The 15,932-nt window shown below is 74.8% G+C and carries 18 protein-coding genes; 12 read left to right on the top strand and 6 right to left on the bottom strand.

Annotation, left to right across the window (positions count from 1 at the left end):
* Together ACWDCZ_RS34285 and ACWDCZ_RS34290 are read left to right on the top strand one after the other, a co-directional pair.
* Positions 1-935, top strand: a 935-nt coding sequence (locus ACWDCZ_RS34285) for a cytochrome b N-terminal domain-containing protein (RefSeq protein WP_449817901.1), incomplete at its 5' end; no start/stop codon positions are given.
* Positions 936-966: 31 nt separating this feature from the next.
* Positions 967-1,443, top strand: a complete 477-nt coding sequence (locus ACWDCZ_RS34290) for a PPOX class F420-dependent oxidoreductase (RefSeq protein WP_063780248.1) — start codon at positions 967-969, stop codon at positions 1,441-1,443.
* Positions 1,444-1,558: 115 nt separating this feature from the next.
* Here the strand turns inward: ACWDCZ_RS34290 and ACWDCZ_RS34295 are convergent, their stop codons facing one another.
* Positions 1,559-1,828, bottom strand: coding sequence for a DUF1876 domain-containing protein (locus ACWDCZ_RS34295; RefSeq protein WP_049655118.1), 270 nt, complete (start codon positions 1,826-1,828; stop codon positions 1,559-1,561).
* Between the two features lie 177 nt (positions 1,829-2,005).
* Between ACWDCZ_RS34295 and ACWDCZ_RS34300 the strand changes: the two genes are divergently transcribed.
* The 4 genes from ACWDCZ_RS34300 (at position 2,006) to ACWDCZ_RS34315 (ending at position 6,298) form a co-directional block, all read left to right on the top strand.
* Positions 2,006-2,911: a YndJ family protein gene (locus ACWDCZ_RS34300; protein WP_375875203.1), complete on the top strand. Its 906-nt coding sequence runs from the start codon at positions 2,006-2,008 to the stop codon at positions 2,909-2,911.
* Complete coding sequence (locus tag ACWDCZ_RS34305; RefSeq protein WP_449817902.1) at positions 2,908-3,420, top strand: DUF1990 family protein; 513 nt, start codon at positions 2,908-2,910, stop codon at positions 3,418-3,420. The genes ACWDCZ_RS34300 and ACWDCZ_RS34305 overlap by 4 nt, the downstream gene beginning before the upstream one ends.
* A 1,466-nt stretch (positions 3,421-4,886) precedes the next feature.
* On the top strand, positions 4,887-5,540 hold the full coding sequence (locus ACWDCZ_RS34310) for a hypothetical protein (RefSeq protein ID WP_449817903.1): 654 nt from the start codon (positions 4,887-4,889) through the stop codon (positions 5,538-5,540).
* On the top strand, positions 5,537-6,298 hold the full coding sequence (locus ACWDCZ_RS34315) for a hypothetical protein (RefSeq protein WP_449817904.1): 762 nt from the start codon (positions 5,537-5,539) through the stop codon (positions 6,296-6,298). The genes ACWDCZ_RS34310 and ACWDCZ_RS34315 overlap by 4 nt, the downstream gene beginning before the upstream one ends.
* On the opposite strand, the gene ACWDCZ_RS34320 is transcribed toward ACWDCZ_RS34315, so the two are convergent.
* From ACWDCZ_RS34320 to ACWDCZ_RS34330, 3 genes are read right to left on the bottom strand one after another with little or no spacing between them, the layout of a single operon-like run.
* Positions 6,266-7,027: a zf-HC2 domain-containing protein gene (locus tag ACWDCZ_RS34320; RefSeq protein ID WP_449817905.1), complete on the bottom strand. Its 762-nt coding sequence runs from the start codon at positions 7,025-7,027 to the stop codon at positions 6,266-6,268. The genes ACWDCZ_RS34315 and ACWDCZ_RS34320 overlap by 33 nt on opposite strands.
* Positions 7,024-7,596, bottom strand: a complete 573-nt coding sequence (locus tag ACWDCZ_RS34325) for a sigma-70 family RNA polymerase sigma factor (RefSeq protein WP_449817906.1) — start codon at positions 7,594-7,596, stop codon at positions 7,024-7,026. The genes ACWDCZ_RS34320 and ACWDCZ_RS34325 overlap by 4 nt, the downstream gene beginning before the upstream one ends.
* Positions 7,597-7,655: 59 nt before the next feature.
* A complete protein-coding gene (locus tag ACWDCZ_RS34330) occupies positions 7,656-8,234 on the bottom strand; it encodes a hypothetical protein (RefSeq protein ID WP_449817907.1) in 579 nt (192 codons plus the stop codon).
* Positions 8,235-8,422: 188 nt separating this feature from the next.
* Between ACWDCZ_RS34330 and ACWDCZ_RS34335 the strand changes: the two genes are divergently transcribed.
* A complete protein-coding gene (locus ACWDCZ_RS34335) occupies positions 8,423-8,812 on the top strand; it encodes a thioredoxin family protein (protein WP_049655132.1) in 390 nt (129 codons plus the stop codon).
* A gap of 106 nt (positions 8,813-8,918) precedes the next feature.
* Here the strand turns inward: ACWDCZ_RS34335 and ACWDCZ_RS34340 are convergent, their stop codons facing one another.
* Positions 8,919-9,881 (bottom strand): helix-turn-helix transcriptional regulator, encoded by a 963-nt coding sequence (locus tag ACWDCZ_RS34340; protein WP_380738425.1) that lies wholly within the window; start codon positions 9,879-9,881, stop codon positions 8,919-8,921.
* A 174-nt stretch (positions 9,882-10,055) separates the two neighbouring features.
* Here ACWDCZ_RS34340 and ACWDCZ_RS34345 point away from each other — a divergent pair, with 174 nt between their 5' ends.
* The 5 genes from ACWDCZ_RS34345 (at position 10,056) to ACWDCZ_RS34365 (ending at position 14,922) form a co-directional block, all read left to right on the top strand.
* Positions 10,056-10,790: an alpha/beta fold hydrolase gene (locus ACWDCZ_RS34345; protein WP_449817908.1), complete on the top strand. Its 735-nt coding sequence runs from the start codon at positions 10,056-10,058 to the stop codon at positions 10,788-10,790.
* Positions 10,791-10,946: 156 nt separating this feature from the next.
* Positions 10,947-11,285 carry a hypothetical protein gene (locus ACWDCZ_RS34350; protein WP_449817909.1) on the top strand — a complete coding sequence of 113 codons (339 nt, stop codon included), beginning with the start codon at positions 10,947-10,949 and terminating at the stop codon, positions 11,283-11,285.
* Positions 11,282-12,775: a dihydrolipoyl dehydrogenase family protein gene (locus ACWDCZ_RS34355; RefSeq protein WP_449817910.1), complete on the top strand. Its 1,494-nt coding sequence runs from the start codon at positions 11,282-11,284 to the stop codon at positions 12,773-12,775. Before ACWDCZ_RS34350 ends, ACWDCZ_RS34355 begins: the two co-directional genes overlap by 4 nt.
* A 128-nt stretch (positions 12,776-12,903) precedes the next feature.
* Complete coding sequence (locus ACWDCZ_RS34360; RefSeq protein ID WP_449817911.1) at positions 12,904-13,998, top strand: WD40/YVTN/BNR-like repeat-containing protein; 1,095 nt, start codon at positions 12,904-12,906, stop codon at positions 13,996-13,998.
* A 174-nt stretch (positions 13,999-14,172) separates the two neighbouring features.
* Complete coding sequence (locus ACWDCZ_RS34365; protein WP_074002276.1) at positions 14,173-14,922, top strand: GNAT family N-acetyltransferase; 750 nt, start codon at positions 14,173-14,175, stop codon at positions 14,920-14,922.
* 90 nt (positions 14,923-15,012) lie between these two features.
* Here the strand turns inward: ACWDCZ_RS34365 and ACWDCZ_RS34370 are convergent.
* Positions 15,013-15,932: DUF4436 family protein (locus tag ACWDCZ_RS34370; RefSeq protein WP_449817913.1), on the bottom strand; the 920-nt coding region annotated here is incomplete at its 5' end.

Raw genomic sequence — 15,932 nt, forward strand, 5'->3', positions numbered from 1 at the left:
ACCTGATCCTGGTCTTCTACCACAAGCACACCCAGTGGGCGGGCCCCGGCAGGACCGAGAAGAACGTCGTCGGCATGCCGCTGATGCCGGTCTACCTGGCCAAGGCCGGCGGGTTCTTCTTCCTCGTCTTCGGCATCGTCGCGCTGGCCGCCGCGATCGCGACCGTCAACCCGATCTGGGCGTACGGACCGTACCGTCCCGACCAGGTCTCCACCGACGCCCAGCCCGACTGGTACATGGGCTTCGCCGAGGGCCTGATCCGGATCATGCCCGGCTGGGAGATCGGGCTGTGGGGGCACACCCTCAACCTCGGGGTGCTCATCCCGTTCGCGCTGTTCCCGCTCGTCCTGGGCGCCATCGCGGTCTATCCGTTCATCGAGAACTGGGTGACCGACGACAAGCGGGAGCACCACCTGCTCGACCGGCCGCGCAACGCGCCCGTCCGCACCGCGCTCGGCGCCGCCTGGATCAGCCTCTACCTGGTGGCCCTGGCGGCCGGCGGCAACGACCTGATCGCCACCCACCTGCACCTGTCGCTCAACTCCATCACGTACGCCGCCCGCGTCGGCTTCTTCGCCGTCCCGGTCGCCGTCTTCGTCCTCACCAAGCGCTGGTGCCTCGGCCTCCAGCGCCGCGACAGGGAGAAGGTGCTGCACGGCCGCGAGACGGGTGTCATCAAGCGCCTGCCGCACGGCGAGTTCACCGAAGTGCACGCCCGGCTCACGCCGCGGGAACTGCACCGGCTCACGGCGCACGAACAGCCCCGCCCCCTCGAACTGCCCGCCCCGGTGGACGAGAATGGAGTGGCCCGCCCGGCGGGGGTGCTCACCCGCACCCGGACCCGGCTCTCCCGCGGGTTCCACGGCGAGGGCGGCCGGATCCCCAAGCCCACCGCCGAGGAGTTCCACGAGATCACCGAGGGCCACGGGCACTGACCCGCACCCCCCGATGGCACAGGGAGGACAGGTGCACGACCGAACCGACCGAAGCGACCGGACCGACCAGGTCGACCCGACCGACCGGATCGCCGACAGCAGGTACCTCCTGCTCACCACCTTCGGCGAGGACGGCAGCCGGCTGGAGTCACAGCTCTGGGTGGTGCAGGACGGCACGGCCCTCGGGGTCTGGACCCCGGCCCACTCCGGCGAGGCCGAACGGATCCGCCGCCACCCCCGGGTGCTGATCGGCCCCTGCGACGCCCACGGGCGCCCCACCGGCCGCCGGATCCCGGCCCGGGCCCGGCTCTGCGACGCCGACGACACCGCCCGCTACCGCACCTCGCTGATCAACAAGTACGGCCTGACGGCACTGATCGCGCTCGCCCGCAGCCGGTTCCGGGTGGGGCTGGCCGGGACGGTCGGCATCCGGATCACGCTGAACGAACTGGAACGGCGGCTGGTCGGGCCGGAGTGGCTCCCGCCGGCCACCTACTGCGTCAACTGACGGGCCGTCGTGTCCGGTCGTCAACCTCCGTCGAGTGCCGGGGCCTTGAGAAGGCCTGCCCCGGCACTCGCCGCTTTCCGGCACCTCGACGCGACTGCTGGCAGCGGGCGGGAGGTCACGACAGCGGATGGGTCGGGACCGGACTGACCTCCTGGATCTCGGCGTGGGCCTTGGTGAGCAGCTGCGAGGCGAGCTCGTTGAGCGCACGGGCCCCCGCGATCTCCTCGCCGACCCTCAGCTGTTCCGGGTCGGAGGGGTGGCGGCTGCTGTAGCCGTGGGCGCGCAGTTCGCTCCCGTCGCGCAGCCGCAGCAGTGCGGCGGCGCTGGTCCGTGCCCCCTCTTCGCGGAACTCCATCTCGATGTGCCAACCGACCAGAGTCTGCATGGCGGATCACCTCCATCGGTTACCCCTCCAGAGTGCGCCGCACCCACCGTGAACACCAGGCCAGCCGGCCGGAGCGGCACCGGGGGCGCCATCGGCGCCGAGTTGAACACGTTCAACTCGGCCGCGTAGAGTCGGCGGCGCAAGCTATTTGAACGCGTTCAAGGGGGTGTGTCCACGATGGCTTCGCTCACGACGGCCGTGTCCGCGATGGGCCCGGGCACCACGGAACTGGTCGACCTGCTGGTCCTGCTCGGCATGGGAGCCGTCGTCCCGCTCGGCCTCGCCCTGGTCGACGAGCCCGGCCTCGCCCGGATCCGCCGGCTCTGGCCGCTCGCCGCCGTCCCCGGCGCGCTCTCGCTCTGGCTGCCCCGCGGCGGCGGCCTCGCCACCGGCTGCGCCCTGCTCTACGCGCTCGGCACCCTGGCCGTCGCCCTGCACGCCCCCCTGCGGCTGGCCCGCACCCGCTCGCTCGCACCCGCCGAGGTCGCGGTGCTCACCGCGCTCGCCGCACCCTCGGTCGCCGGGGTCGCCCTGGTCGCCGAACGCTCCGGCTACCCGCTGTTCGGCTTCGAACCGCACATCCTGGCGCTCACCGTCCCGCACTTCCACTACGCCGGGTTCACCGCCGCCCTGGTCGCCGGACTGGTCTGCCGCGCCGCCCGCCCGGGCTCCGCCCCGGCCCGCTGCGCGGCCCTCAGCGTCCCGGCGGGCACCCTGCTGGTGCTGGCCGGCTACTTCCTCGGCAACTGGTGGCAGTTCGCCGGAGCCGCCGTCCTGACCACCGGAATGTGGCTGGTCGGCCTGGTCACCTGGCGCGACCTGCGCCCCCGCAGCGGCGACCGGACCACCGCCCGCCTGCTCGCCGCCTCCTCGGCCGTCCTCGCGCTCACCATGCTGCTCGCCCTGTGGTGGGCACTCGGCCGGGCCGCCGGACTCCCCCACCCCACCCTGACCTGGATGGCCGCCACCCACGGCGTCGGCAACGCGCTCGGCTTCGCCCTCTGCGCGCTGCTCGCCTGGCGCCGGATCACCGCGGACCGGACCGACGCCACCCGGACCGACACGACGGAGACCCCCCGATGAACGACTACAGCTACCCCGAACAGGGCGCCAGCCGCACCGGCCACCTCCCCGCCGGCTACAACCACCTGCGGCACAGCGCCCTCATCGGCCACGGCCGCCCCGCCCTGGAAGCCGCCGGCGCCGCCCTGCTCGACTGGCGGATGCACCGGCTCGCGGGCGTCCGCATCGACGCGACGGCCGACCGCGCCGCCCCCGGCGTCGCCGTGCACTGCGCCATCGGCCTCGGCCCCCTGCGGGCCGGCGCCCCCAACCGGGTCCTGGCCATGGTCGACGGCCCGATCCGGTACGGCTTCACCTACGGCACCAGGACCGGCCACCTGGCCCAGGGCGAGGAAACCTTCCTGGTCGCACTCACCCCCGACGGCGAAGTCCGCTTCTCCGTCACCGCCTTCAGCCGCCCCGTCGCCTGGTACGCCCGCCTCGCCGGCCCACTCCTCCCCCTCTCCCAACGCGCCTTCGCCCACCACTGCGGACGCGTCCTCACCCGCATCGCCACCCAGGCCACCTGACCAGCGCCCCACCGCCATCAACCCCCCGATCCCCCGGCACACCCCCGCTCGCCACCACCGTCATCAACCAGCCCGCCTAACACTTCGGGCCCACACTCACCCACACCGCGGCGCAGACCGCCCAGGCGATGGCGGAGTGGCCACCCGAGCGCCTCGCGAAGGCCAGCCGGACGGCGACCCGGTCGAGCGGCAACCACCCGACGGCAAAGGCCAGTCGGGAGAAGCTCTGCCCGAAACCGAAGGCCCGCAACTGGCCCACATCCCGACACGCGCCGTCCAAACGACGGCGGCAGGCGTCGGCGGGCTGGCTGGCTGAGCCCCCTGGCCGGTCGGATGGCAAAAGCCGATCAGGTGGCGTGCTGATTGAGCGGCACTCCGCCCGACCCTGCGGGCCCTCACTGGCCCGCATCGCGGCGCAGACCGCCTGGAGGGGCATCTCACCGCCACCACCATCAATCAACCGGTCCGCCTGGCCCACCCATTCACCAATCCACAGCCCCCGCGCGTCCAACCCATAGCCGCCCGACGATGTGGGCTCGTACCGGCCCGCGGTGCGGCACCGACCACCGGGGCGACGGCGGAGGGATCCGGCTGGGCAGCAGAGCCACCCGAACGCCTCCCGGAGGCCAGTCGGATGGCGAGCCGTTCGAGCACAACCGCCCAACAGCAAAGGCTGGTCGGGCGGTGGAGGCGGGCATCGGCTGGATGGCAGGGCCACCCGAGCCATGGTGAAGGCCGGCTGGACGACTGCCGCCGGGCAGCGGAGGCCGGTTGGGGCAGCGCTCCGCCCGACACAGCCAGCCCACACTCACCCACATCGCGGCGCAGAGCGCCCAGGCGATGGCAGGGAACTCCAACTGGTCGGCAAGGCCACCCGAGCGCCTCGCGGACGCCGGTCGGATGGCGATCAGGTCGAACACAACCACCCGACGGCAAAGGCTGGTTGGCTGGCGCTCTACCCGAATCCGCGGGCCCTCACTGGCCCGCAGCGCGGCGCAGACCGCCTGGAGGGGCATCTCACCGCCACCACCATCAATCAACCGGTCCACCTGGCCCACTCATTCACCAACCCATGGCCGCCCGCCGCTGCGGCCCGAACTCGTCCCCGTCGCGGCACCGACCACCGGGGCGACGGCGGAGGGCTCCGGCTGAGCGGCAGGACCACTCAAGTACCTTGCGGGGGCCGGTCGGATAGCGAGCCGGTCGAGCACAACCGCCCAACACCAAGGACTGGTCGGGCGGTGGAGACCGGTCGGGAGGAGTTCTGCCTGACACAGCCGGCCCGCACTGGCCCACATCGCGGCACAGGCCGGCCGAGCGACGGCGGCGGGCATCGGCTGGATGACAGGGCCACCCGAGCCATAGTGAAGGCCGGCTCAACGACGGCCGCCGGGCAGCGGAGGTCGATTGGGGGCGGGACGTAAAACGGCTGGTCGGGGCGGGGGTGTGTTCGGGATGATCGGCGGATGATGTCGATGCGACCGGTCCTGGAGATCTTCGCCTCCGACGGCTTCACGCTCTGGCCGACGGCCGAGCTCGGGCCGTACGGGGATCTCGCGCTGGACGGGCGGTTGACGTCGGACGAGGTGGGCACGGCGGTGTGGCGGCTGGCGGACTGCAATGACGTCGAGCCCGACCCCGGGCACGCCGAGGGGCGCGGTCCCCGGCCGGCGGACCCGTTGGGCGCGTTCCTGCACGCGCTGTTGACCGAGCCGCACCCGTACGCCCCCGGCGGGCTGGTGGTGACCGACTCCGCCACCGGCGCCGTCTTCAGGCCGGGCTGCTGCAACGGGCTGGAGGACTGGCGCGAGTGGCTGGACGTCACGGACGGGTCCGGCACCGCCTGGTTCGGCCACGACCCCGACGCCCGGGCCGAGTGCGTCGGCCGGGTGGTCCGGCTGACCCAGGACGCCGAGGGCGACGAGGGCCCGGTGGTCGAGTTGCCGGTGGACGAACTGCGCCGGCTGCTCGCCGGAGTCGAGCGGGACCTGCGCGACTTCCTCGCGCTCGCGGCGGGCTGGGCCGAGCGGCAGCTGCCCGGGCACGCCGCCGCCGTCACCGCCGCGCTCGCCCGAGCCCTGGACCTGGACCCGGACCTGGACCTGAAGCCGCCGTCATGACCAGCTTCCACACCCACCGGGCCCGGGTGCACGACGCCTCGCTCCCGCCGTACCGGCGGCACAGCGCGCTGCGCACCTGCCTGACCCGCTTCGCCCCGTACGGCCTGCGGGCGACGTACCACCACCTCACCGTCAGCGCCCGGATTCCGCGCTTCCTGGAGGCCGACCCGGACGCCCTGGTCCGCGCGGTGGACGAGTTGCACGAGGCGCGCGAGCTGTGGCGGGCCAGGGCCGAGGAGTACGCGGAGCAGCGCCGGGCGCAGAAGCGGGCCGGGCGGCGGCTGCCTCCGGAGACGGCCTGGTGGCACGCGCGCTGGTGGGGGTCGCCGAACGCGGCCTGGGAGCACGACCCGTTCCTGCACCCGCCGTTGCGGCTGCCCGACTATGTCCGGCGGCAGAACGCGCTGCTGGACGGTGCCGTGCTGCCCGGGTGCCCGGCCTGTGGGGAGCAGGGCCCGCCGGTGCCGCTCCCGACCGGCCCCGGCGACGACCGCGGCGACGGTCACGGCCACGGCCGGGCCGAGCTGTGCCGCTGCTGCGCGCGGGTGCTGACACCCTGCGGTTGCGGGCGGTGGCACAGCTTCGAGCCGGCGCTGCGGACCGGCTGGAGCCGGATCTGGGGTCGGGAGCACATGACCGGCGGCGGCGAGCCGAGCCCGTACTGGCCGGGTGTCCGGGGCGAGGCCCGGGTGGAGCGCTTGGAGTCGTACACGATCCACTGGGGGTCAGGGGTGGTGTACGGGGATCGCGACCAGTAGCGCGCCGCCGTCCTGGACGCGGACTTCGAAGTGGTCGATGTCCGCCAGTCGGAAGGCCGCGCCGCCGGTGGTGCGCACGGTGCCGTCGCCTCCCCCGCCGCCGTTACCGTAGCCGCCGGCCGGGACGGACCAGGTGGTGACCGTCTGCTGCTCGCCGGTGTGCGAGACGGCGACCAGGCTGCAGGTCAACGGGCCCTGGACGCCGGAGAGTTGCAGGCTGACCTGGGTGCCCCAGGTGGTGCCGTCCAGGCCGACGGTCGCGTGCGCGCCGGTGCCCGGGTCGGTGGCGCTGAACTGTTCGGCCACCGCGACCACGGCGGGGGTGTTGTCGGCGGGGAGCACCGCGGCGGTGACGGCGGGGCCGGCCGCCACCATCGCGGTGGCGGCCAGGGCCAGCACCAGCCGCCGCACCCGGCCCCGCCGCCGGGTGGCACCGACCTCGGCGACCAGCCGGTCCAGCAGTCGGGGGTCCGGCTGCGGGGCGGGACCGGCCGGGTCCGTTCCGGCCGCCCGCGCGGTGGCCGCGTACTCGGCCAACAACGGCTCCACCGAGCCGAGTTGGGTCACCTGCTCGGCGCACTGCGGGCAGCCGGCGAGGTGTTGCTCGAAGGCGGCGCGCTCGGCGGGTTCCAGCAGGCCGAGGACGTACGCGCCGGCGTCGGCGTGCACCGGGCCACCGGGCGCCCGATCGGGGTCGGGGACGGGGTCGCGGTCGGGGTGCCTGGTCACGATGTCACTCCCCGTTCCTCCAGCACGAGCCTGAGCGAGCGCAGCGCGTAGAACACCCGCGAGCGCACCGTCCCGGCCGGGATGCCGAGTTCGGCGGCCGCCTCGTTGGCCGTACGACCCTTCAGGTAGGTCTCGACGATGATCTCCCGGTGCACGGGCGAGAGGTCGCCGAGCGCGTCCGCGACGGTCATCATCCGCAGCGCCCGGTCGATCTCGTCCTCGGCGGGCAGCTGCTCCAGTGCCGAGGCGTCCACCTCGCGCGGCCGGGCCATGGCGCTGCGGTGGCCGTCGATCACGATCCGCCGCGCGACGGTGACCAGCCAGGGCCGGAGCGAGCCGGCCTCCGGGTCGAGCCGGTGGATGTTGCGCCAGGCGCGGAGCAGGGTCTCCTGCACGACGTCCTCGGCCCGCTGCCGGTCCCCGGCGACCAGGTGGAGCACGAACCCGAACAGCGGACCGGCATGCTCCCGGTACAGGGCGCGCATCAGGTCCTCGTCCGGCGCCCCCGTGTCGTGGCCGCCGGTGCGGCCGACGGGGTGCTCCTCGGTCACCACTTCATCGTTGCGCACCCGGGCCTCCTGGGCGAGGGCGGTCGGAGCCGGTCATCGGAACCGGTCATCGGAACCGGTCAGTAACCCGGGGTGCTGGGCATCGGGTTGCCCGGTGCCGGGGTGCCGGGCGTCGGGTTCATCGGGCCGGAGTTCGCGGCGCCCGCCCTGCCGCCGGTCGGGGTCAGCGCGAACCAGGTGCCGGCCACGCCCTGGCCCTTGGTGTCGCCGGGCTTGGTGTCCGGCGAGTAGCGGTAGGCCGGCCAGCCGTTCAGGGTGACCTGCTTGGTGCCGTCGTCGCGGGTGACGGTGCCGACCAGCTTGCTGTCGATGCCCTTCACCGTGACGTTGCCGTTGCCGTCGGCGTGCTCGGGCGGCCAGATGACGGCGCAGCTGCCGTTGCAGTAGGACTCCGGCGGGCTGTTCCGGTCCTGGTCGAAGCGGTAGAGCGTGAAGCCCGCGCTGTCGGTGACGATCGTGCCCAGCTTCGGGTCCTGGGCGGTCTGCAGGGTGACGGCCGCCGGGGTGCCCGGACTGCTCGGGCTGCTCGACGGACCGGAGGAGCCGCCGGACGATCCGCAGCCGGCGATCAGGGCGGCCGCCGCGATGCCGGACGCGGTCAGCGCGAGCGTCCGCCGGGTGCGGAGTGTGCTGCGCATGGGGTGCCTCCCTCGGGGGGAAGGGGTCGGAACGGACCGGACACCCTTCCGTACGGGCGGCGGCCGCCGGCTGCTCACTCCCTGGCTCCGGCAACCGCCGGAACGCCGCCGGAATACCCCGCCGACCGGGACGGTTGTGGCGGGCACATGGCCTGAACCGCCACGTCCGGAAGGGAAGGAATCACGAGATGAGCAACACGGTCGAGCTGACCAAGGAGAACTTCGACGAGATCGTCCCGGGCCCGGAGGGCAAGGACTTCGTCTTCATCGACTTCTGGGCCGGGTGGTGCGGGCCGTGCCGCCAGTTCGCCCCGGTGTACGAGAAGGCCGCCGAGCGCCACTCGGACCTGGTCTTCGCCAAGGTGGACACCGAGGCGCAGCAGGAGCTGGCGGCCGCGTTCGACATCCAGTCGATCCCGACGCTGGCGATCATCCGTGAGGGCGTGCTGGTCTTCTCGCAGCCCGGTGCGCTGCCGGAGGCGGTGTTCGAGGACCTGATCGGCCAGGCCCGCGAGCTGGACATGACCGAGGTGAAGCGCAAGGTCGCCGAGGAGCGGGCGGCCGGCGGCCAGGCCTGATCCGGACGTCCGAAGACAGGCCCCAAGGCCCGGGGAGTCGAAGCTCCCCGGGCCCTCGGCATGCCCGCTCCCCGCTCCCCGGGGCCGTCCGCCGCCGCACCCGCCGTCACGACGGCTCGGCGCCCCAGGCGGCGAGCCGGTCCGCGAGCGCCCGCACCTCGGCGCGCAGCGCGGCGGGTTCCCGGACGGTGAACGGCCACCCGAGGCCGGCCAGCAGCACCGCGACGCCGTCCAGGTTCTGCGCCCGGGCCCGTAGCAGCACCCGGCCCTCGGCGAGTTCGGTGAGCGTGCCGACGGCGGGCGGCAGTCGGCGGCGGGCCTCGGCGAGGGTGGTCCGCAGCTCGACCTCCACCCGGTGCCGCCAGGGCGCGCCGGCCAGCGACTCCACCACCCGCTGGACCGGGTCGTAGTCCTCCGGCGGCTCGAAGCCGGCCTCACCCTGTTCGACCCGGGTGATCCGGTCCAGCCGGAAGGTGCGCGGCTCGCCGCTGCGGTGGTCGAGCCCGGTGGTGTACCAGCGCCCGGAGTGGAAGACCAGCCCGTACGGGTCGAAGTCGCGTTCGCTGGGCCGGTCCTCCCGGTCCCGGTAGGCGAGCCGCACCCGGCGACGGCGGCGGGCCGCCTCGGCCAGGGTGAACAGCGCGGCGGCGGCCGGGCCGGGGCCGGTGGCGGGTGTGGCGGTCAGTCCGAGGGTCTGTTCGACGGCCGCCACGCGCTCGCGCAGCGGCTGCGGCAGTACCCGCTGGATCTTGGCGAGGGCCGTCCCGGTGGCCTCCTCCCCCACCGACAGGCCGGAGCTGCGGCCGGCCAGCAGGCCGAGCACGACGGAGGCGGCCTCGTCCGGGGTGAGCATCAGCGGCGGCAGCCGGTAGCCGGGCCGCAGGCGGTAGCCCCCGTAGCGGCCGCGGTCGGCCTCGACGGGGATGCCGAGTTCGGTCAGCCGGGCGACGTAGCGGCGGACGGTGCGCTCGTCCACGTCGAGCCGGGCGGCCAGGTCGGCGCCGGTCAGGCCGGGGCGGTCCTGGAGCAGTTCCAGCAGGGCGAGGACACGGCTGACCGGGTGTTCCATCGTGCGTACTCCTTTCCTCGGCGGAAATCCGGGCGACTTCTGTCCGGATCCGATCCTAGAGTCGGCGGTGGAGGAGGCCCCGCCTCGACGGAGCCCCTCGCGGGCCGCCCGTCGAGACGTCCACGGCTCGTCGCGGCCTCCCCGGACTTCCCACCGACGAAGGAGCGATCCGCCATGAGCACGTTCGTACTGGTCCCCGGATTCTGGATCGGCGCCTGGGCCTGGGACGAGGTGGCCGCGCCGCTGCGCGCGGCCGGGCACCGGGTGTATGCCGTCAGTCTGCCCGGAGTGGGCGAACGCGCGGGCGAGGAGGGCGAGTTCGGGCTGGAGGACCACATCGCCGACCTCGCCGGGCTGCTGGTCCGGGAGGACCTGTCGGATGTCGTCGTGGTCGCCCACAGCGGCGCCTGTGCCCCGGTGGGCGGGCTCGCGGACCGGATGCCGGAGCGGATCCGCCGGGTGGTCTACCTGGACAGCGGCCCGCTGATCGACGGCTCGTCGGTGTACGACCTCTGGCAGCCCGACTACCAGAAGACGGCCGAGGCCTCGGTGGTCGACGGCCGCCTCCCGCTGCCGTCCTGGGAGTACCTGGGCGAGCAGGGCACGAGCACGGCGGGGCTGGACGAGGCCGCCCTCGCGTCCATCCGCTCCCGCGCCACCCCGCACCCGGCCGGGGCGTTCCGGGACCGGCTGCGGCTGACCGGTGCCGGGGCCGCGCTGCCCCAGGCGCTGGTCTCCTGCTCCTTCCCGCTCTCCCAGGTGCGCGAGCTGATCGCCGCCGGGCACCCGTACTTCGCCGGGATGTCCGGGCCGAACTGGGAGCTGCGCGAACTGCCCACCGGGCACTGGCCGATGCTCTCCCGCCCGGCCGACACGGCGGCTTTGCTGGCGGAGCTCGCCGCGCTCTGAACCCGCCCGTCCGGCCGCCGGTCCGTCTCCTCGCCCTGTCCCGTCCGTGCCCGGTGGTGCGTCCCACGGCGCCCTCGGCGTGTCCGTCCGTCGCGCAACCGCGCCCGGACCGGCAGGATGGGGCCCACGCCGTACCCGAGCGAGGAGCGAGCACCCGTGCGCGAGCAGCCCAGCCGGACCGAACCGCCGGACGCCGTGCCGGAGTTCCGGCCGGACGGCGGTCCGGGGCCGGCCGGCCCGCGGCGTGCCCCGCTCGGCTCCCGCGCCCCGCTCACCCCGCGCTCCCTTCTCGCCCCACGCGTCCCGCGCTCGCGCGACCGGCGCGAGAAGTGGCCGCGGTGGGCGGTCCGGGTCACGCTCGGGTACGGAACCGCAGGCGGCAGCGGCGGGCCCGGGGTCGGGCGCGACCGGCCGCTCGACACCCGTGGGCGCACGCCCGCCGCCCCCGCCCGGCGGGCCGGGGCGGCCATCGAGACGACGGAGGACAGGGCATGACCAGCACCGCCGAGGAGTACGACGTCATCGTCCTGGGGGCCGGCCCGACCGGCGAGAACGTGGCCGACCGGACGGTCGCCGCCGGGCTGCGCACCGTGATCGTGGAGGCCGAGCTGGTCGGCGGCGAGTGCTCGTACTGGGCCTGCATGCCGAGCAAGGCGCTGCTGCGGCCGGTGGCCGCGCTGGCCGACGCCCGCGCGGTGGCCGGCTCCCGGGAGGCGGTCGGCGACCGGCGGCTGGACCCGGCCGCGATGCTGGCCCGGCGGAACTCCTTCACCTCCGACTGGAAGGACGACGGCCAGGTGGAGTGGCTGCGGGACACCGGCATCGAGCTGGTGCGCGGCCACGGCCGGCTGGCCGGGGTGCGGACGGTGACGGTGGAGGCCGAGGACGGCAGCGAGCGGGTGCTCACCGCCCGGCACGCCGTCGCGGTGTGCACCGGCAGCCGCCCGGTGCTGCCCGCGCACGTGCCGGGGCTCGCCGAGGCCCACCCGTGGACCAACCGGGAGGCGACCGGCTCGCAGACCGTCCCCGGGCGGCTGGCGGTGGTCGGCGGCGGGGTGGTCGGGGTGGAGATGGCCGCCGCCTGGCGGGCGCTCGGCTCCGAGGTGGTGCTGCTGGTCCGCGGTGACGGGCTGCTGCCGCGGATGGAGCCGTTCGCGGGCGAGCTGGTCGCGGAGGGCCTGCGGGCGGCCGGGGTGGACCTCCGCTTCGGCACCGAGGTCACCGCGCTGGAGCGGGCGGACGGCTCCGGGCCGGTGACCCTCACCCTCGCCGCCCGGGACGGCCAGGGCGGGGACGGAAAGGGCGGGGACGGGACGCTGACCGTCGACGAGGTGCTGTACGCGACCGGCCGGGCCCCGCGCACCGCCGACATCGGGCTGGAGCAGGTCGGCCTGAAGCCGGGCGGCTGGCTGGAGGTGGACGACAGCTGCACGGTGCTCGGCGTGGACGGCGCGGAGGGTGTGGACGGCGCGTGGCTCTACGCCGTCGGGGACGTCAACCATCGGGCGCTGCTCACCCACCAGGGCAAGTACCAGGCGCGGATCAGCGGCGCGGCGATCGCCGCCCGCGCCGAGGGGCGCCCGCTGGACACCTCGCGCTGGGGCGCGCACTCCGCGTCCGCCGACCTCGCGGGCGCGCCCCAGGTGGTGTTCACCCAGCCCGAGGTCGCCGCCGTCGGCCTGACCCGGGCCGCCGCCGAGGCCGCCGGACTGCGGGTACGGACCGTCGACCACGAGATCGGCTCCGTCGCCGGGGCCTCGCTGTACGCCGACGGCTACCGCGGCCGGGCCCGGGTGGTCTTCGACCTGGACCGGCAGGTGATCGTCGGCGCCTGCCTGGTCGGCCCCGGGGTCGCCGAGCTGCTGCACTCGGCGACCGTCGCGGTGGTCGGCGAGGTGCCGATCGACCGGCTCTGGCACGCGGTGCCCTCGTACCCGACGATCAGCGAGGTCTGGCTGCGGCTGCTGGAGGACTGCCGGGGGTAGCGGCACCCCCGGCACGGACGGCCCCCGGGCGGTCGGCGCGGCGAGATGTGACCACCGGTGGACGGCGGGACACTGGCACTCGGGGGCCGTCCCGGGGGGCCGTTGCTCGTGACCAGGTGGTGTGAGACATGACCGAGGTGCTGTTGGCCGTCGGAACCGAGAAGGGCCTCTTTCTCGGCCGCAGCCGCGACCGGCTGACGTGGGAGTTCAGCGGGCCGCACTTCCCGATGAACGCGATCTACTCCGTCTCCGTCGACCGCCGCGACGGCCGGACCAGAGTGCTGGCCGGCGCCGACAGCAGCCACTGGGGGCCGTCGATCTGGCGCTCCGACGACCTCGGCGCGAGCTGGTACGAGCCCCCGCGGCCGGCCATCCGCTTCCCGGAGTCCACCGGCGCCTCGCTCACCCGGGTCTGGCAGCTCCAGCCCGCCGGGGCGAAGGCCCCCGGCGTCGTCTACGCGGGCACCGAGCCCGCCGCGCTGTTCCGCTCCACCGACGGCGGCGAGACCTTCGCGCTGGTCGAGGCGCTCTGGAACCACCCGCAGCGGCCGCAGTGGGGCGCCGGCTACGGCGGCCAGGGCCTGCACACGATCCTGACCGACCCGCGCGACCCGCAGCGGCTGCTGGTCGCCGTCTCCAGCGGCGGCGTCTACCGCAGCAAGGACGGCGGCGACAGCTGGCAGCCCTCCAACACCGGCCTGCGCGCCGAGTTCCTCCCGGAGGAGAGCCAGTACCCGGAGTTCGGCCAGTGCGTGCACAAGATCGCCCCGGACCCGGTCCACCCGGACCGGCTCTACCTCCAGAACCACGGCGGCGTCTACCGCAGCGACGACTGGGGCGCGAGCTGGCGCTCGATCGTGGACGGCCTGCCCGCCGAGTTCGGCTTCGCCGTGGCCGCCCACCCCCGCCGGGCCGACACCGCCTACGTCTTCCCGCTCGGCGGCTCGGACGACCGCATCCCGCCCGGCCGCCGCTGCCGGGTCTTCCGCACCACCGACGCCGGCACCAGCTGGCAGCAGCTCGCCCACGGCCTGCCCGGCGAGGACCACTACGGCATCGTGCTGCGCGACGCCCTGCGCACCGACGACGCCGACCCGGCCGGGATCTACTTCGGCAACCGGACCGGCGACGTGTACGGCAGCCGGGACGAGGGCGAGAGCTGGTCCCTGCTGGTCTCCCACCTGCCGGACGTGCTCTGCGTCCGGGCGGCGGTGGTGGCCTGACCCGGTGGCTGCCTGACGCGGTGCCGGCCCGACGCGGTGGTGGCCTGACTCAGTGACGGCCCCTGGCACGATGACGGCCCGACGCGGTGGTGGCCGGAAATAACCGGTTGCCGGACGCCGGGGCCTCGGTGAACATGGCCGCCGACGAACGATCACGCGATTGTGGGGTGGGCCATGGCCGAGGACTGGGTGGTCAGGCGGGGTACCGACGGCGAGCCGGTGCTGCGCTACCTGCTGGACGAGCGGGAGGGCCGGCCCTGGGCCGACCTGCTGGAGGTCCTGGACGAGTCGGTGGACGCCGCCGCGTTCGTCCGGGCCGAGCTGCCCGGCTGGGTGGTCTCCGGCCCGCCCGGGCTCGGGCAGGAGCTGGTGGCGCACGGCGCGCGGGTGCTGCGGCACGCCCACACCTTCCGCCGCGACCTGCGCGCCGACCCCCCGCCCGCCGACTGGGCCGGGACGCCGCTGCGCGAGGGCCTGCGGGCGGTGCCCTGCGACCGCGCGCCCGAGGAGCTGTACGAGGCCTGGCGGGCCGCCTTCGCCCCCGACCACGTCGACTTCTACCCGGGCGAGGACGCCCGGGTGGTGGCCGAGCGGATCACCCCGCTGCTGGAGGGCGAGGTCATCGGCCCGGTGCTGCCGTCCAGCCTGCTCGCCGTGGACGCCGAGGACCGCGTGGTCGCCGGGCTGATCCTCACCGACCGCGACGGCCTGCCCTGGATCGGCGACGTCTTCCGCCACCCGGAGCGCGGCTACCGCGGCCTCGGCGCCGACCTGCTGCGCCGCGCCGTCGGGGACGCCGCCGAGCGCGGGCTCGCGGACGTGACGCTGGTGGTGTCCGAGGGCAACCCGGCCCGCCGGGTCTACGAGTCGCTGGGCTTCCGGCTCCAGGAGACCTCGCTGACGGTGGTCGTGCCCGACGCCTGAACCCCTGAGCCTCCGGGCCTCAGAACCCCTGAACCTCCGAACCCCTGAGCCGGGTGGCCGGGCCGCCGGACACGTGCGCCCGGGCACCCGCTACTCCCGGTGCCCGCCCTCGATCCGGGCGCCCCGCACCACGACCATGGTCAGGCCGACCGCGACCAGCAGCTCCGCCCAGAAGAACGCCGCGTAGTCCAGCAGCGAACCGATCGGCGGGCTGCCGGGCGCGGCGTTGCGCATGCCGACCAGGGCGAACAGCGTGGCCGCCATCCAGCCGAGGGCGGGCCAGACGATGCCGCGCCGCTGGCGGACGATCAGCCAGGCCGCCACCAGCACGGACAGCGCCAGCGCCCACATCGCGGCCATCATGAACCAGGCCAGGATGAAGGTGCTGCGCGAGCGGCTGATCCGCTCGGTCACCACGACGGCGCCGCCCTCGCTCTGCTGCTCGGCCTGCTTGAAGACGAAGAAGGGGTCGGCCTCCTCCACGCCGATCACCACCGGGACGGGCTGCCCGCCGGCGGTGGCCTGGAAGCCGATCAGCGCGTGGTAGTGGTCGAAGGGGTAGTCGGTGACCCGGCCGTCGAGGAGGCTGAACGCCACCGCGCTGGAGGCGACCTGCTGCCCGGCCGGGTACCTGAGCACGGTCTGCTCCAGCGAGGTGGTCTCCAGCACCACGTCCCGGGCCGGGACCAGCAGGCTGTCCGGCTGCTCCAGGGCGCCGTGCGGGTGGACCAGGACCTTCGCGGTGAGCGTCTGCGCCGCCGCGTCCACCCGCTGGAGCGTCACGTCGACCTCCAGGAAGTCCGGGCCGGGCACCGTCCCGACCACCTGGACGCGGCCGCGGCTGGAGCGTTCGTCGAGGTAGAGCAGCAGCCCGGCGACGACGGACAGCACGATCGCCGCCACCACGGCGTACGCGCGCCAGGGCCTGACCTTCGGCCGGGGAGCGGTGCCCGCGCCGCGCGCCCGGGCGTGGACGCGGACCCGCGGCCGGGCCGCCGGGCGCGTGCGCC

The sequence above is a fragment of the Kitasatospora sp. NPDC001225 genome (assembly GCF_053597855.1).

Bases quoted from the DNA above. Each gene is read 5' to 3' on its own strand.
- ACWDCZ_RS34295 (WP_049655118.1), bottom strand. From the start codon at position 1,828: ATGCAGACTCTGGTCGGTTGGCACATCGAGATGGAGTTCCGCGAAGAG.
- ACWDCZ_RS34300 (WP_375875203.1), top strand. From the start codon at position 2,006: ATGGCTTCGCTCACGACGGCCGTGTCCGCGATGGGCCCGGGCACCACG.
- ACWDCZ_RS34305 (WP_449817902.1), top strand. From the start codon at position 2,908: ATGAACGACTACAGCTACCCCGAACAGGGCGCCAGCCGCACCGGCCAC.
- ACWDCZ_RS34310 (WP_449817903.1), top strand. From the start codon at position 4,887: ATGATGTCGATGCGACCGGTCCTGGAGATCTTCGCCTCCGACGGCTTC.
- ACWDCZ_RS34315 (WP_449817904.1), top strand. From the start codon at position 5,537: ATGACCAGCTTCCACACCCACCGGGCCCGGGTGCACGACGCCTCGCTC.
- ACWDCZ_RS34330 (WP_449817907.1), bottom strand. From the start codon at position 8,234: ATGCGCAGCACACTCCGCACCCGGCGGACGCTCGCGCTGACCGCGTCC.
- ACWDCZ_RS34335 (WP_049655132.1), top strand. From the start codon at position 8,423: ATGAGCAACACGGTCGAGCTGACCAAGGAGAACTTCGACGAGATCGTC.
- ACWDCZ_RS34340 (WP_380738425.1), bottom strand. From the start codon at position 9,881: ATGGAACACCCGGTCAGCCGTGTCCTCGCCCTGCTGGAACTGCTCCAG.
- ACWDCZ_RS34345 (WP_449817908.1), top strand. From the start codon at position 10,056: ATGAGCACGTTCGTACTGGTCCCCGGATTCTGGATCGGCGCCTGGGCC.
- ACWDCZ_RS34355 (WP_449817910.1), top strand. From the start codon at position 11,282: ATGACCAGCACCGCCGAGGAGTACGACGTCATCGTCCTGGGGGCCGGC.
- ACWDCZ_RS34360 (WP_449817911.1), top strand. From the start codon at position 12,904: ATGACCGAGGTGCTGTTGGCCGTCGGAACCGAGAAGGGCCTCTTTCTC.
- ACWDCZ_RS34365 (WP_074002276.1), top strand. From the start codon at position 14,173: ATGGCCGAGGACTGGGTGGTCAGGCGGGGTACCGACGGCGAGCCGGTG.